At 39.2% G+C, this 13238-nt stretch carries 18 protein-coding genes; 9 read left to right on the forward strand and 9 right to left on the reverse strand.

The genetic code is table 11. The features are described from left to right. Positions 1-147 precede the first annotated feature (147 nt). On the reverse strand, positions 148-351 hold the full coding sequence (locus E2L03_RS11915; RefSeq protein WP_134259271.1) for a hypothetical protein: 204 nt from the start codon (positions 349-351) through the stop codon (positions 148-150). 197 nt (positions 352-548) lie between these two features. Here E2L03_RS11915 and E2L03_RS11920 point away from each other — a divergent pair, with 197 nt between their 5' ends. Beyond that, positions 549-845: a hypothetical protein gene (locus E2L03_RS11920; protein WP_035395575.1), complete on the forward strand. Its 297-nt coding sequence runs from the start codon at positions 549-551 to the stop codon at positions 843-845. 45 nt (positions 846-890) lie between these two features. On the opposite strand, the gene E2L03_RS11925 is transcribed toward E2L03_RS11920, so the two are convergent. Further along, on the reverse strand, positions 891-1793 hold the full coding sequence (locus E2L03_RS11925; RefSeq protein ID WP_134259272.1) for a TIGR01777 family oxidoreductase: 903 nt from the start codon (positions 1791-1793) through the stop codon (positions 891-893). A gap of 96 nt (positions 1794-1889) precedes the next feature. Here E2L03_RS11925 and recX point away from each other — a divergent pair, with 96 nt between their 5' ends. Together recX and E2L03_RS11935 are read left to right on the forward strand one after the other, a co-directional pair. Next, entirely contained in the window at positions 1890-2720 is an 831-nt protein-coding gene (gene recX / locus E2L03_RS11930; RefSeq protein ID WP_197196467.1) for a recombination regulator RecX, read from the forward strand. Continuing rightward, positions 2721-3038, forward strand: a complete 318-nt coding sequence (locus tag E2L03_RS11935; protein ID WP_038478347.1) for a YfhH family protein — start codon at positions 2721-2723, stop codon at positions 3036-3038. A gap of 43 nt (positions 3039-3081) precedes the next feature. Here E2L03_RS11935 and E2L03_RS11940 read toward each other — a convergent pair whose 3' ends face one another. The 3 genes from E2L03_RS11940 to E2L03_RS11950 all read right to left on the reverse strand — a co-directional run bounded on the left by E2L03_RS11940 (position 3082) and on the right by E2L03_RS11950 (position 4480). Further along, complete coding sequence (locus E2L03_RS11940) at positions 3082-3243, reverse strand: YpzG family protein (RefSeq protein ID WP_078440197.1); 162 nt, start codon at positions 3241-3243, stop codon at positions 3082-3084. 18 nt (positions 3244-3261) lie between these two features. Next, positions 3262-3417, reverse strand: coding sequence for a small acid-soluble spore protein K (gene sspK, locus E2L03_RS11945; RefSeq protein ID WP_038478350.1), 156 nt, complete (start codon positions 3415-3417; stop codon positions 3262-3264). An 82-nt stretch (positions 3418-3499) separates the two neighbouring features. Next, on the reverse strand, positions 3500-4480 hold the full coding sequence (locus E2L03_RS11950) for a metal-dependent hydrolase (protein WP_038478353.1): 981 nt from the start codon (positions 4478-4480) through the stop codon (positions 3500-3502). A 167-nt stretch (positions 4481-4647) separates the two neighbouring features. Between E2L03_RS11950 and mutY the strand changes: the two genes are divergently transcribed. Together mutY and E2L03_RS11960 are read left to right on the forward strand one after the other, a co-directional pair. Then, entirely contained in the window at positions 4648-5721 is a 1074-nt protein-coding gene (gene mutY, locus E2L03_RS11955) for an A/G-specific adenine glycosylase (protein ID WP_166740294.1), read from the forward strand. Then, on the forward strand, positions 5718-6461 hold the full coding sequence (locus tag E2L03_RS11960) for an SDR family NAD(P)-dependent oxidoreductase (protein ID WP_134259275.1): 744 nt from the start codon (positions 5718-5720) through the stop codon (positions 6459-6461). The genes mutY and E2L03_RS11960 overlap by 4 nt, the downstream gene beginning before the upstream one ends. 134 nt (positions 6462-6595) lie before the next feature. Here E2L03_RS11960 and E2L03_RS11965 read toward each other — a convergent pair whose 3' ends face one another. Both E2L03_RS11965 and yfhS read right to left on the reverse strand, forming a co-directional pair. After that, positions 6596-6952: a hypothetical protein gene (locus E2L03_RS11965; RefSeq protein WP_134259276.1), complete on the reverse strand. Its 357-nt coding sequence runs from the start codon at positions 6950-6952 to the stop codon at positions 6596-6598. An 11-nt stretch (positions 6953-6963) separates the two neighbouring features. After that, the gene (yfhS, locus tag E2L03_RS11970) at positions 6964-7185 is read right to left on the reverse strand and encodes a mother cell protein YfhS (protein WP_095149889.1); all 222 of its coding nucleotides are present in this window, start codon (positions 7183-7185) and stop codon (positions 6964-6966) included. 98 nt (positions 7186-7283) lie between these two features. On the opposite strand from yfhS, the gene fabL reads away from it, so the two are divergent. The 4 genes from fabL (at position 7284) to E2L03_RS11990 (ending at position 10760) form a co-directional block, all read left to right on the forward strand. Then, on the forward strand, positions 7284-8033 hold the full coding sequence (fabL, locus tag E2L03_RS11975) for an enoyl-[acyl-carrier-protein] reductase FabL (protein ID WP_038478369.1): 750 nt from the start codon (positions 7284-7286) through the stop codon (positions 8031-8033). A gap of 66 nt (positions 8034-8099) precedes the next feature. Next, positions 8100-8255, forward strand: a complete 156-nt coding sequence (locus tag E2L03_RS11980; RefSeq protein ID WP_035395587.1) for a gamma-type small acid-soluble spore protein — start codon at positions 8100-8102, stop codon at positions 8253-8255. A gap of 182 nt (positions 8256-8437) precedes the next feature. Further along, positions 8438-8965 carry a nucleoside tri-diphosphate phosphatase gene (gene ntdP / locus E2L03_RS11985; protein ID WP_038478372.1) on the forward strand — a complete coding sequence of 176 codons (528 nt, stop codon included), beginning with the start codon at positions 8438-8440 and terminating at the stop codon, positions 8963-8965. 52 nt (positions 8966-9017) lie between these two features. Beyond that, positions 9018-10760 (forward strand): ABC transporter ATP-binding protein, encoded by a 1743-nt coding sequence (locus E2L03_RS11990; protein WP_134259277.1) that lies wholly within the window; start codon positions 9018-9020, stop codon positions 10758-10760. 26 nt (positions 10761-10786) lie between these two features. On the opposite strand, the gene E2L03_RS11995 is transcribed toward E2L03_RS11990, so the two are convergent. Together E2L03_RS11995 and E2L03_RS12000 are read right to left on the reverse strand one after the other, a co-directional pair. Beyond that, positions 10787-11848 carry an aromatic acid exporter family protein gene (locus E2L03_RS11995; protein WP_038478379.1) on the reverse strand — a complete coding sequence of 354 codons (1062 nt, stop codon included), beginning with the start codon at positions 11846-11848 and terminating at the stop codon, positions 10787-10789. A gap of 79 nt (positions 11849-11927) precedes the next feature. After that, positions 11928-13232: a glutamate-1-semialdehyde 2,1-aminomutase gene (locus E2L03_RS12000; protein ID WP_055735117.1), complete on the reverse strand. Its 1305-nt coding sequence runs from the start codon at positions 13230-13232 to the stop codon at positions 11928-11930. Positions 13233-13238 lie beyond the last annotated feature (6 nt).

Raw genomic sequence — 13238 nt, forward strand, 5'->3', positions numbered from 1 at the left:
TTTGCTCAACTGACAACGGGTACTACACCTGATTTAGTTGAAGTAAAAGGCGGGCCGACGCAACCCGGCGGAACTTAATAGGACTGTGAAACCATTCTAACTATATAGATAAAGAAACTACATTTCGTTATATAATATAAAGACTCCTTAGAGAGTCTTTTTTCGTTTTGCTAGAGTTTTGTGGAGAGACGCTCTTATTTCTCGATAAAAAATGATGGTGTTCATAAACAGAATTCCCCCGATTACTCTGACGGTACGTGCAAGCCACTCTAGCTCAATTGTTACAGAAAGCATAGTGAGGGTTGGTCCAAGTGCAAGCAGTAAAAGCATGATCGTACGTTTTGTGTTCATCCTGTATCCCTTTCCTCAAACATAGTATGACTACAGTGTAGCAAGAAGAATGAAAAGTAGGAATCATTTTTAATTGTAAAGGGGTAAAGTGGAGTGGTGCGAGGACAACAATATTTATTTGAACTAGGCATTTGTTTTAACCGTGGTACAATCGTTACATAAGATAAAAGAAAAACGTCCACGGAGTGTGAGGAGTCATGCAGTTATACAAGACACACATTATTCATCCCCATACCCACGTACCTCTTATTGTATATTATAATCAAACAGAGGGATTTGTTAGCTTTGAGCGAGATGAAAAGGTTTTAAAAGCAATTTATAATGTAAAGCGTGACTTGGCATTAAACAAGCAGTTTCAAGAGAGTCTTCGAAGAGCTACACAACTTTGTCAAACTCAATATCCACTTGATACGTTAAGGCAAGCAGAGCAGTTCTTAAAGAAGCTTGGTATTGAGGAACAAAGTATAAAGTTCGAGAAAGTGCTACTTCATTAAACTAGCGCATGGTGTCAGGATTGACTGAAACCATGCGTTTTGTCATTAGTTTAACAGTTGTTTGAGTGCGACTTCCAGTTCGTTGTACTGAAATGTGAAACCGTGTTGAATGGCTTTACGAGGAAAGATGTAGGCTCCATCAAGGATAAGCGTACTCATTTCGCCAAGAGTAGTCTTTAAAGCAAAAGACGGTGCAGGCAGCCAATGGGGACGATTCATTACTTGAGCAATGGTTCGATTTAGTTGATTCATGCGAACCGGGTGAGGGGCTGTTGCATTTAAAGGACCAGAGATCGCTTCTTTTTCAATAGCAAATAAGAATAAACGAATTAAATCGTTACTATGAATCCAAGACATCCATTGTTTTCCTGATCCTACTTTCCCGCCGACAAAAAGTTTGTAGGGGAGAAGCATTTTCGGAAATGCGCCTCCTTCTTCATCGAACACAATGCCAATTCGCATATATACTGTTCGAATACCAAATTCTGAGGCTAAGGATGCGGCATTTTCCCACTTTTGGGTTACCTCACCAAGAAAAGGTGTGTTCGCTGGCTCATCCTCTTCTGTAAATTGTTTTGTATCAGAATAGCCATAGTAGCCCATAGCTGAACCATTAACTAAAACAGTGGGCTTTTTCTTCAGTTGTTTCATTATGGAAATGAGTTCGGTGGTTGCTTCTAGTCGGCTTGAGAGGATACGTTCTTTTTTTAATGCTGTCCACCTGCCCATGATTGATTCTCCTGCCAAATTAATAAATGCGTCTGTTCCTTCTAAATGCTCAGCAGGAGTGGCCTCTGGCTGAAGCCATTCTACATAGGAAACGTGTTCTTTGTTTTGCTTATTTGCTGCATTTCGCGTTAAAATAGTGACGGAATGTCCTTGTTCGACTAAATAGTGTGTTAATTTTTGACCAACTAATCCCGTACCTCCAGTAATAGCAATGTTCATGTTTTAAGCTCCTTTATAATTGTTTGTTTTTGTTATACCCTTTACCGTAACGAATAACACGTTAAGGCATGACTAATAAAGAAAGGAGCGAGATTGTTGCCGACTATATCAAAGATTACGGTGCAAAAAAAGGCAAAGCAGCGATACAATATTTATGTACTTGATCGTCAAATAGAGCGTTATTCATTTAGTGTTGATGAAGACATCCTTATTAACTATAACCTGCGCAAAGGGATGGAGCTTGATGAAGCGGCTATGAAAGAAATTGCCGAAGCAGACGAGGCAAAAAAGACGTTTCACTTGGCCGTTCATTATTTATCTTTCCGAATGCGTTCTGAAAAAGAAATGAAAGAGTATTTAGTAAAGAAAGAGCGGGAAGAGAGCCATATCTCGCAAGCCATTCAGCGGTTAAATTCGGAAGGATTGATCGATGATTTGGCGTTTTCACATGCTTTCGTTCGATCAAAAGTAAATCAGGGTTTCATTGGACCGACTAAATTAAAGCAGCAACTTTATGAAAAGGGTGTTGCTGAAAAACATATAGAAAGTGCTTTGAGTGAGTATGATGTTGAATGGGAAATCAATCGTCTTCAACGGTGGAAGGACAAGCAAGATCGAAAATCGGGTATCGTTAAAGATTCAAAACAGCAACAACTAAAAAAATGGCAAACCCAGCTTATGACGAAAGGCTTTAGTTATGAGGCTATAAGCCAACTAATACGCACATTTACAGATGAAAAGAACAACGAAGAAGAGCGGGAAGCATTAGCGTATCAAGGAGAAAAATTGTTTCGGACTTATAAAAAAAGATATACTGAACCTTTTGAGTTAAAACAGAAAATGATTCAAGCATTATACCGAAAAGGTTTTTCGTTTGACGATTGTAAAGCGTACGTAGATGAACAAATGAGAGGAATGTCTGAGTAAATGGAAAAGCGATTTAGTGACATGGATGAATATGAGCTAAAGCTAGAAATTTCAATGTTAAACGAAAAAGCTAAAAAAGCTGAGCAGTTAGGCAATAGTAATGAATTTGCCGTTTATGAAAGAAGAAAGACGATTGCACAGTCTTATTTAGTAGACCCAGAATCCATTGAACCTGGACAAGCGTATCGGATGACTGATGGGGTTACAATATTCGAAGTATCGTATATGAATGGCCGTTTTGCTTGGGGGTATCGAACAGGTGAAAGGGAGTTGGCAGGAGTTCCGATCTCATTATTAGCTGATAAACTAACGGATTAGTAATAAAAAGAGGCTTTCTTAATGAAAGCCTCTTTTTATAGCGCTAGGTACGTTTTCGCATCTGCGCTTCAAGCACGATATTGTGTTGACTTTGTTGGGTTTCACCATTCACTTGGTGGAAGGCGTGCTTTGAATTGGCACGCGGTGACATGAACGGATCTTGGTACAAACTGCTAAAACGCGATTGACTTTTTTCCTTACCCATGAATCATTCCTCCCAGTATTAAAACGTTTTAAAGTGGTTGGACGAACTCATTCGTTCTTTTGGACGATCATTAATCGATCCATCCGGACGCTTAGATGCGTTTGCATCAGCGTTATCGGCTTCTTTGCCATCAAACGAAATCGGATTTGGAAAGTTTTTCGCTTTATTTCGCACTCGTGAAACCCCCTCCGCCTTATCGGCTTACCATTAATATGACCGAATGAGCAGCTAATTATTGAAGGGAATTATAACCAGGTCATGTAATAATTTTTAACTTCTTTCTTAACGTTTCTTCACTGTAGACCCACCCTGTATAAGAGGTTATAACGTTTAGCTGTTCATCCATCTTAACGATTGCAACAAATGGATAATATCCGTTGCTGCGATAGCGTAGGTCAACAAAACGCACTTCATAGCCGTTGTCATCTGTTGCCTCCATCTCCCAACGATAGGTTGGTGAAAAAGAGAGGAATGCGGCTAAATTCTTGTCTGAACGTGCTGCTTGCATAACACGATCGTTTGGAATCGGATCAAACGTATAGCTTTCAAAGAAATGAATAACCCGATCTTTTGATTGTGCAACGTACAGCATTTCGGGTGTTCGGATGACTAAATGCCATCTATGCCAACGAATCGTTGGAGATACAAAAATGTGTGAAGCGTTTGGGTGTATTTGTCGTGCTTGGCGAACAACTTTTTGTTTTTGTTTATAACGCCAAACATAGTAACAAATGAGAAACAAATAAATCCCAATAAATGCGGGGCCTGGTGGTAGACCAATAATCCAAAGCATAATGCCGAAAACATGAGAGCCGAAAATAACAGGGTCAAAAATATTAATAACACCAAGTGCAATCCACCTGTTGCTTATCGGACGCAATGCTTGGGTTCCATATGCGTTGAAAATATCAACAAACACATGTAAGAAAACGGAGATAGCTGCCCATAAAAGCAATGTCGGCCAATGAGCGTCTTGAAAAAAGAGCATCAGACCACCTGAGATAATAAACGGCCAAAGAGACAATGCTGGTAATGAATGAGTAATACCTCGGTGGTGGCGAATATAAACGGCATTATTTCGTAATTTAAGAATTGTATCGAAATCGGGAGCATTTGAGGCTACTAAGGTTGTAGCTAAAACGGCTGTCGCCATATAAGGAGATGCTGAGACATTTGGATCTAACGTCGCAAGTCCAGCCAGCCCCACACCCATAACAATATGTGTGGATGTATCCATTCTCTTAAACATCCTCCTTTAATTGTGAAACATTCGAACGTTATTAAGCGCTACAATTGTTACGCATTTTTTTAACTTATGCTATAGTTATACCCGTCGTGAAGTAAACTAAGCATCCTTTCATGATGAATGTATTGATCCGACAAGTCAAGATAGTAGGTGATTGTTTGAAAAACCTTAATCAACATAAAATAGAGTCGTTTCAAACCAATTTAGTTCATTGGTATGAGCAACATAAACGAGATCTCCCTTGGAGAAAAAAACAAGATCCTTACCAAATTTGGGTTTCTGAAGTCATGCTTCAACAAACAAGAGTCGATACTGTTATTCCTTATTATGAACGTTTTATGCGATTGTTTCCAGAAATGGACGATTTGGCCTATGCAGAGGAAGACGCGATTTTAAAAGTGTGGGAAGGTTTAGGCTACTATTCCAGAGTGCGTAATTTGCAAAAAGGTGTTCGTGAAGTGGTAGAGCATTATGGAGGGCAAGTACCAAAAAGTAGAAAAGAGATGGAATCATTAAAGGGTGTAGGTCCATATACAGCAGGGGCTATTTTAAGTATTGCCTATGATTTGCCAGAACCTGCAGTAGACGGGAATGTCATGCGTGTGTTATCACGTGTATTTCATGTAACAGATGACATCGCTAAGCCGAGTACGAGAAAAATTCATGAAGCCATTCTATACGAGGCGATCGATAAAAACAATCCGTCTAGTTTTAATCAAGGGTTAATGGAGCTAGGCGCACTTGTCTGTACACCTACATCACCTGGTTGTTTACTCTGTCCAGTAAGGGAACAATGTGAAGCATTTTCTTTAGGACTGCAAGAAGCGTTGCCGATAAAAAGTAAGAAAAAGAAAGCAAAAACAATTCATTTAGACGCGTTCCTTCTCATTGATCAAGAAAAGAAAGTCTATATCGAAAAACGCCCGTCTGAAGGATTATTAGCTGGGTTATGGCAATTGCCAATGCTGCCACAAGCGTCTTCAGACGACGAAAGACAAGAAAGTCTTCAACAGGCGTATGAAATAACAGAAAAAGTTCATAAGCAACCTTTTCATGTAAAACATGTTTTTAGCCATATTATTTGGGAAATTGATCTTTATATAGGTGATGTTTCTTTATTAACAGTTCCAGAGCAATGGAAAGCTGTATCGAAAGAAGAAATAGAAGGATATGCGTTTCCAGTATCGCAACAAAAAGTTTTAAGCTATTGTCTAGAGGAGGGTTTAATTTGAATCTGCAGTTAAAAGGAAAGACTGTATTTGTAACAGGTGGAACGAAAGGGATAGGCAGAGCGATTGCGCTTGCATTTGCTGCTGAAGGATGTAAAGTGGCTGTATGTGCAAGAGGAGAAGGGGAAACGTTTCCGACTGACATTCCCGTAATTTTAGGGGATGTGACCAAATTTGAAGAACGAGAGCGGATTTTTCAAGAAGTGACAGCACGAATTGGTCCAATAGATATTTTAATTAATAACGCTGGCGGAAGTAATGGTGCGGAAATCGAGAAGACCACAATGGATGAATTTCAACAAGCGTTTGAATTAAATTATTTTTCTGCGGTCCATTTTTCGAAACTTGTTTTACCAGGAATGAAAGCAAACAAAGAAGGCGCCATTATTCAAGTTAGCTCCATTTTTGGTCGCGAGTCAGGTGGAAAAGCAACGTATAACAATGCAAAAGCAGCGTTAATTAGTTTCACTAAAGCATTAGCTGATGAAGTCATGCATGAAGGCATTCGCGTTAATAGCGTTGCACCAGGGAGCGTTTTACATCCTACTGGTAATTGGCAGAAACGCCTTGATGAAAATCCAGAAAAAATAAACCAGTTTGTACAAACGAACATTCCAGCAGGGCGTTTCGGTAAGCCTGAAGAAATTGCGGATGTTGTCGTATTTTTGGCTTCTTCAAAAGCTAGCTGGGTAACTGGGTCGAGTTTACAAGTTGATGGTGGACAATCAAAAATGAACATGTAGATAGGGATGAATTCGAATGAATGAACGGACAACCATCCTTAGATCGGTGTGGAGGTCAGGTACTCGATAGATAGACAGGGCTAATTCGCTAAAGGTTTACGAATGAACTTAAATGGAAAAGCCCTGTTTGACTATTATAAACCTGGTGTTGAATCGTCTTCGTTTTGCAAATGGATTTCAGAAATTTTCTGTTTGGTTTCTTCTGTTCCTAATGCATAAAGTCGATCGTATATATCATTCATACCAGTTTGATATTCGTCTTTATCAGCATCAGCTGTTACATCATCAAAGTGCTTAAAGCTAAAGAGGTTTCCCAGTTCCACATCGTGCTTATGAACTTCACGAAGGAGCCGTTCAAATTCTTCCTTTTCTGCTTCAGTAGCAGAAATTTCGTATTCAATTAATTGTCCATCATCTACTTTTGTTAAGCTAATCGTGTCCATACTAATTGGATTTAGATTAACGTAGTAAAGTTGTTTGCTATTATCCATCGTTTTGCTCCTTAATCATAATGAACTTCTGTCCCGCTGGTCCATGTAGCTTGGTGATGAAGTCCACCACGCTTTTCGATTTCTTCAATAATGGCTTTATGCTTTGAATTTCCTTGTACGTTTAGATAAGCAGTCATTTGTTGCATTCCGTGGTGAAAGAAGGCTAGTTCTTTATCAGTCCAATCTTCTGGCTTTACCATTTCTAATTCAGATAAATCTCTTCCTACATACATGGCGAATCCCTCCTATTGTTATTAGATTGTCTGTTATAAACGGTGCCTATACGTTATAATGAGTCGAATAGACACAGTAAATAATTGGAGGATTACATATGGAAAGAAAAGTTGCATTAATTACTGGAAGCAGTCGTGGAATTGGTAAAAAGATTGCCATTAAACTTGCTCAACAAGGCTATAATATTGTCATTAATTTCGCGAGAAGTCGTTCTCAAGCAGAAAAAACAGCTGAAGAAATTCGTGCATTAGGTGTAGACGTGTTAACGATAAAAGCGAATGTTGGCAAGCAAGACAAAATTAAAGAGATGTTTGCGGAAATTGATGAGCGTTTCGGACGATTGGACGTTTTTGTTAATAATGCAGCTTCTGGCGTTTTGCGTCCTTTAATGGAGCTTGAAGAAAGCCATTGGAACTGGACAATGGACATTAATGCAAAAGCACTTCTTTTTTGCGCTCAAGAAGCAGCAAAACGAATGGAAGTAACAGGCGGAGGGAAGATCGTTAGTTTAAGCTCACTTGGCTCCATTCGTTATTTAGAAAATTATACAACAGTAGGTGTATCAAAAGCCGCTGTTGAATCATTAACACGTTATTTAGCTGTTGAACTCGCTCCTAAAGGCATTGTTGTGAATGCCGTTTCTGGTGGTGCTGTGGATACAGATGCATTAACCCATTTTCCAAATAGAGAGGAATTGCTAAAAGATGCTGCTGAGCGAACACCGGCAGGAAGAATGGTTGAAGCAGATGATTTAGCAAAAGCGGTTATGTTCTTACTATCAGACGATTCCAGTATGATTTGTGGTCAAACGATTATTGTAGATGGTGGCATTTCACTTCTGGCATAGCTTCAAAAAATGTTTGTATAGAAATCACCTCCTCGGGAAAAGTTAAATAGCGTGGAGGTGATAACCATGAACAACAAAGCATCTAAAACAAACAAAAACCAAGTGAAGAAGCAAAACCAAGCTTCTGAACAAGGGTACAACGCTGAATTCGCAAGTGAAACAGATGTACAAGAAGTGAAAGAGCAAAACGCTCAGTCAGCTTCTAAGAAAAACCAACAGTAATTGTTGGGAAAGAACACCTTTTTCCATTCGGAAGAAAGGTGTTTTTTTCTGTCACATTCCTTCTATATTTGCGTTATAGAGTGTTTACGTTTTAAATAAAGTATGAACATTGTATAATATAAATGTAGAGTAGCGTTGGATAGTAAACAATTTGGTAAAAATAACACCGAAAGGAGAAACGTATGAGCTTTCCTAAGGAAGGCAGCACCATCCAAATACAAAGTTATAAACATAATGGTACGCTTCATCGAATATGGGAAGACACAACGATTTTAAAAGGGTCTTCCAAAGTAGTGATTGCGGGTAATGACCGAATCATTGTACGAGAATCTGATGGTCGGCATTGGCGCACAAGGGAACCAGCGATTTGTTATTTTGATGCGGACCAATGGTTTAATACAATTGGTATGATTCGCGCAGATGGGATTTATTACTACTGCAATATTGGAACACCATTTACATGGGATGAAGAAGCACTTAAATATATTGATTATGACTTGGATATTAAAGTATATCCTGATATGACGATGAAGCTGCTTGATGAAGATGAGTATGAACTGCATAGCAAATTAATGCATTATCCTCCTGAACTTGACGCGATCTTGAGACGGAGTGTAGATGAATTAATTTCATGGATACATCAACGTAAGGGTCCATTTGCACCTCAATTTGTTGAAAATTGGTATGAACGGTATTTGCAATATCGGTAAAGGTGAGCTTGTGAAAGCAAGCTTACTTTTTTCCTGAGAAAAGAGGTTTAACTTGAATACGATTAAACGTTATATGTTTTTTGTGAAACCATACAAAAAGCAAATTGGTATTACCATTATCATTGGCATCTTAAAATTTGGGATTCCGCTTTTATTCCCTCTAGCCATGATGTACATCATTGATGATATTTTACTAAACGAGACGATGACAACGGATGATCAGTACAATCAACTATACTGGATACTTGGTGGAATGGCTGTACTTTTCATCGTATTACGTCCACCAATTGAATATTACCGCCAATACTTTGCTCAGTGGATTGGAAACCATATTCTATTTGATATACGCGATCATCTATTCACCCATATACAAAAGCTAAGCTTACGATTTTACTCTAATCGTAAAGTGGGAGAAATTATTTCTCGTGTTATTCACGACGTAGAGCAAACAAAGAATTTTGTTATAACAGGTCTAATGAACGTATGGCTTGATTTAGCAACCATTGTGATTGCCATTATTATTATGTTAAATTTAAATGTTTGGTTAACGCTCGTCGCCATTTCAATGTTCCCGTTTTATGGTTTTTCAATTAAATATTTTTATCAGCATTTGCGAAAATTGACTCGGGTACGATCACAAGCATTAGCTGATGTTCAAGGTCATTTACATGAACGTGTTCAAGGGATGAATGTTATTCGAAGCTTTGCAAATGAGGATTATGAGCAAAACCAATTTTCCCACCGGAACAAAAACTTCTTAACAAAAGCTCTTGACCATACAAAATGGAATGCTAAAACCTTCGCAGTTGTAAACACAGTCACGGATATAGCTCCACTACTCGTGTTATTTGTTTCTTCTCTATTTGTCTTGCAGAATGGTTTAGAAATTGGTGTTATGAGTGCATTCGTGCTTTATATGGAACGGTTATATGGACCATTACGTCGGTTAGTGAATTCGTCCACAACATTAACACAATCCATTGCGTCTATGGACCGAGTGTTTGAGTTTATTGATGAGAAATATGATATAACAGACAAGCCAAGTGCAACAGCCTTGACGCATGTTGATGGAAAAATGACGTTTGATCGTGTCTCCTTTTCATATAGCGAGAATGACCACGCCATCCTGAAAGATATTCGATTAGACATTCCAGCAGGACAAACTGTTGCTCTTGTCGGTATGAGTGGTGGCGGAAAAAGCACATTGGTCAGCTTAATTCCTCGTTTTTATGATGTGACAGCTGGACGTATACTAATTGATGGTAAAGACATTCGTGATTTAGAAGTACGGACTTTACGTGATCACATTGGTATGGTGTTACAGGACAATATTTTATTTAGTGATAGTGTCAAAATGAATATTAAAATTGGAAAGCCAGATGCAACAGATGAAGAAGTGATAACGGCTGCAAAAGCAGCAAACGCCCATGATTTTATTTTAGGCTTGGAAGATGGTTACGATACAGAAGTAGGGGAAAGAGGCGTTAAGCTCTCTGGCGGGCAAAAGCAACGAATTGCAATTGCACGTGTTTTCTTGAAAAATCCGCCTATTCTTGTATTTGATGAAGCAACGTCTGCTCTGGATCTAGAGAGTGAGCATTTTATACAAGAGGCACTCGAAAAGTTAGCGAAAGACCGGACAACGTTTATAGTGGCTCATCGATTGTCTACTATTACAAATGCAGATCAAATCGTTGTAATTGAAGACGGAACGGTAAAGGAACAAGGTACACACCAAGAATTAATGCAGGCACAAGGTGCTTATTATAAGCTTTACAGTGTACAAGAAGTATAAAACCCAGGAGGGGAACCTCCTGGGTTTTATTGATTTTCATCTTCTGGGGCATGAGTGTGATGATTTTCTACTAATGTATCTAAATGCTCCAGCTCTTGCTGGTATTCAATTAATGCTGAAATGGCAGGTAGAAAGCTGTGCCATTGCGACAAGTCGAATTGTTCTTCTTCATAGAGGGTCACAAAAAGATTGGTCATTGTTGATTGACCTTTTTCAATTTCGTCAACATATTCATCAGTTGCGTGGGTATTCACTTTTCCGTTATAACGTAAAATAATCCGTTGATGATAATCAGTTAGTGACAAAATTTGTTCTTCAATACGACTTTGCACATTTTCCGGCAGCTGCAAGTAATCTTCAGATCGCTTTTCAATTGCTTCAAGAGCTTGATACGCTTTCTCAGTTGTTTGGATCATTTGTCTAAAAACCACAACTCTTCTTCGTTGTGAGAACGTTTTGGCGCGAAAGTAATTTCGCTCTTCTCGGTATAAAGAGAAAAGATTATTCGCTTTATCAAGTTCTGTACGTTGATGTTTAATATCTTCTCTAAGTGCGATTGTATCCGCATCATGGCGTGCAAGAAGATTTAACCACTCCTGTATCGCATCGGTTACAGTTGTCACCTTATCAAACACTTTATTTTCATACCTCGGTGGGATAAAGGCTAAATTTACAAGAAAAGCAGCTACAATACCGATTAGTACAAGGATAAAGCGTTCAGAGGCAAACTGGAGAAAATTATCAGATGGGCTTTCCATTATAATAATAATCGTCACGATTGCTGTTGGAATGATGGCCGCTTCAAGTTTTAGCTTAATAAAGATGGCGATAGAGAGGGTAACAACAACCCCAACAACAAATGGTTCGTGCCCAAACGTCATGACAAATAAAACACCAATGGTTGCGCCAATAAGGTTGGCTTGAACTTGATGGCTAAAGGTTCGTAACGTCCTAAATAAAGACGGCTGAATTGCGAAAGCAGCAGCAATGGCCGCGAATGTTGGTGGGCTAATGCCAAGCCATCGTGCTAAATAAAGAGCTAAAACAACTGCTAATCCCGTTTTTAATATCCGTGCTCCAAGTCTCATGTACGGATGTTTCCTTTCTTTTAGTCATCATTCTTTATATCTCTTACTCTTATGCAAAATGATAACCTTATACGCACAATTATTGATAAAAATGGTTTGCAACGATGTTAAATGCTTTTTCTGCGGCTGTAATCGTTTCTTCAATGTCTTTCTGTGTATGCGCCGTAGTAAGAAACCATGCCTCATATTTGGACGGGGCTAAATGAATGCCTTGATCAAGCATGGCTTTAAAAAATAAGCTAAACTGCTCTCCATTTGTATTAGAGGCGCCGTCGTAATCGGTTATCTGCTCTTCAGTGAAAAACACCGTCAATGCACCTTTCAAGCGATTAATGGTAATCGGAACATTTGTTTTCGCTGCAGCGAGGTAAAGTCCTTCCTCGAGTGTCATGCCGAGTTCATCTAGCTTTTCGTAAGTTCCTTCTTCTTTCAATACATTTAAACAGGCGATACCGGATGTCATTGATGCTGGATTACCTGCCATTGTTCCTGCTTGATAAGCAGGTCCAAGAGGAGCAACTGTCTCCATAATATCTACTCTACCACCGTAAGCGCCAATAGGAAGGCCGCCGCCAATGATTTTGCCTAAGGCAGTCATATCCGGTTTTACTTGAAGAAGATCTTGGGCTCCTCCATACATAAATCGAAATGCTGTAATGACCTCATCGTAAATAACGAGAGCGCCAGCTGCATGGGTCAATTCATTTATTTTTTGAAGAAATCCAGGTTCTGGTTCAACAATGCCAAAATTTCCGACTATCGGTTCTACAAGAACAGCAGCTGTTTCAGAACCCCACTTATCTAATGCTTCTTTAAGAGCATCGCTGTTGTTAAATGGAACTGTAATGACTTCTTTAGCAGTCCCTTCTGTAACCCCAGCTGAATCGGGGGTTCCTAAAGTAGATGGTCCTGATCCTGCAGCTACAAGGACAAGATCAGAATGTCCATGGTAGCAGCCAGCAAATTTAATGATTTTTTCTCTTCCAGTATAAGCACGTGCTACGCGAATGGTCGTCATAACAGCTTCTGTGCCTGAATTAACGAAGCGCACTTTTTCTAAAGAAGGAATAGCCTCTTTTAGTATGTGAGCAAACTCATTTTCGAGTCGTGTTGGTGTACCGTACAAAACGCCTTTTGCAGCTTGGTCTTGAATGGCTTGAGTAATGTCTGGATGAGCATGGCCAGTAATAATGGGGCCATACGCAGCTAAATAGTCAATGTATTTGTTTCCATCAACATCATAAAGATGAGCGCCTTCACCTCGTTCCATAAATACAGGTGTTCCGCCACCTACACCTTTGTAAGCTCGGGATGGGCTGTTCACGCCACCTACAATTAAGTCTTGTGCCTCTTTATAGTGTTTTTCGGATGTATTGCGATTCATATAACC

The sequence above is a fragment of the Shouchella oshimensis genome (assembly GCF_004375095.1).
GTDB classification, from domain to species: Bacteria; Bacillota; Bacilli; order Bacillales; family Bacillaceae_D; genus Shouchella; species Shouchella oshimensis.

Bases quoted from the DNA above. Each gene is read 5' to 3' on its own strand.
- E2L03_RS11915 (WP_134259271.1), bottom strand. From the start codon at position 351: ATGAACACAAAACGTACGATCATGCTTTTACTGCTTGCACTTGGACCA.
- E2L03_RS11920 (WP_035395575.1), top strand. From the start codon at position 549: ATGCAGTTATACAAGACACACATTATTCATCCCCATACCCACGTACCT.
- E2L03_RS11925 (WP_134259272.1), bottom strand. From the start codon at position 1,793: ATGAACATTGCTATTACTGGAGGTACGGGATTAGTTGGTCAAAAATTA.
- E2L03_RS11935 (WP_038478347.1), top strand. From the start codon at position 2,721: ATGGAAAAGCGATTTAGTGACATGGATGAATATGAGCTAAAGCTAGAA.
- E2L03_RS11940 (WP_078440197.1), bottom strand. From the start codon at position 3,243: ATGGGTAAGGAAAAAAGTCAATCGCGTTTTAGCAGTTTGTACCAAGAT.
- E2L03_RS11950 (WP_038478353.1), bottom strand. From the start codon at position 4,480: ATGGATACATCCACACATATTGTTATGGGTGTGGGGCTGGCTGGACTT.
- E2L03_RS11965 (WP_134259276.1), bottom strand. From the start codon at position 6,952: ATGGATAATAGCAAACAACTTTACTACGTTAATCTAAATCCAATTAGT.
- yfhS (WP_095149889.1), bottom strand. From the start codon at position 7,185: ATGTATGTAGGAAGAGATTTATCTGAATTAGAAATGGTAAAGCCAGAA.
- fabL (WP_038478369.1), top strand. From the start codon at position 7,284: ATGGAAAGAAAAGTTGCATTAATTACTGGAAGCAGTCGTGGAATTGGT.
- E2L03_RS11980 (WP_035395587.1), top strand. From the start codon at position 8,100: ATGAACAACAAAGCATCTAAAACAAACAAAAACCAAGTGAAGAAGCAA.
- ntdP (WP_038478372.1), top strand. From the start codon at position 8,438: ATGAGCTTTCCTAAGGAAGGCAGCACCATCCAAATACAAAGTTATAAA.
- E2L03_RS11995 (WP_038478379.1), bottom strand. From the start codon at position 11,848: ATGAGACTTGGAGCACGGATATTAAAAACGGGATTAGCAGTTGTTTTA.
- E2L03_RS12000 (WP_055735117.1), bottom strand. From the start codon at position 13,232: ATGAATCGCAATACATCCGAAAAACACTATAAAGAGGCACAAGACTTA.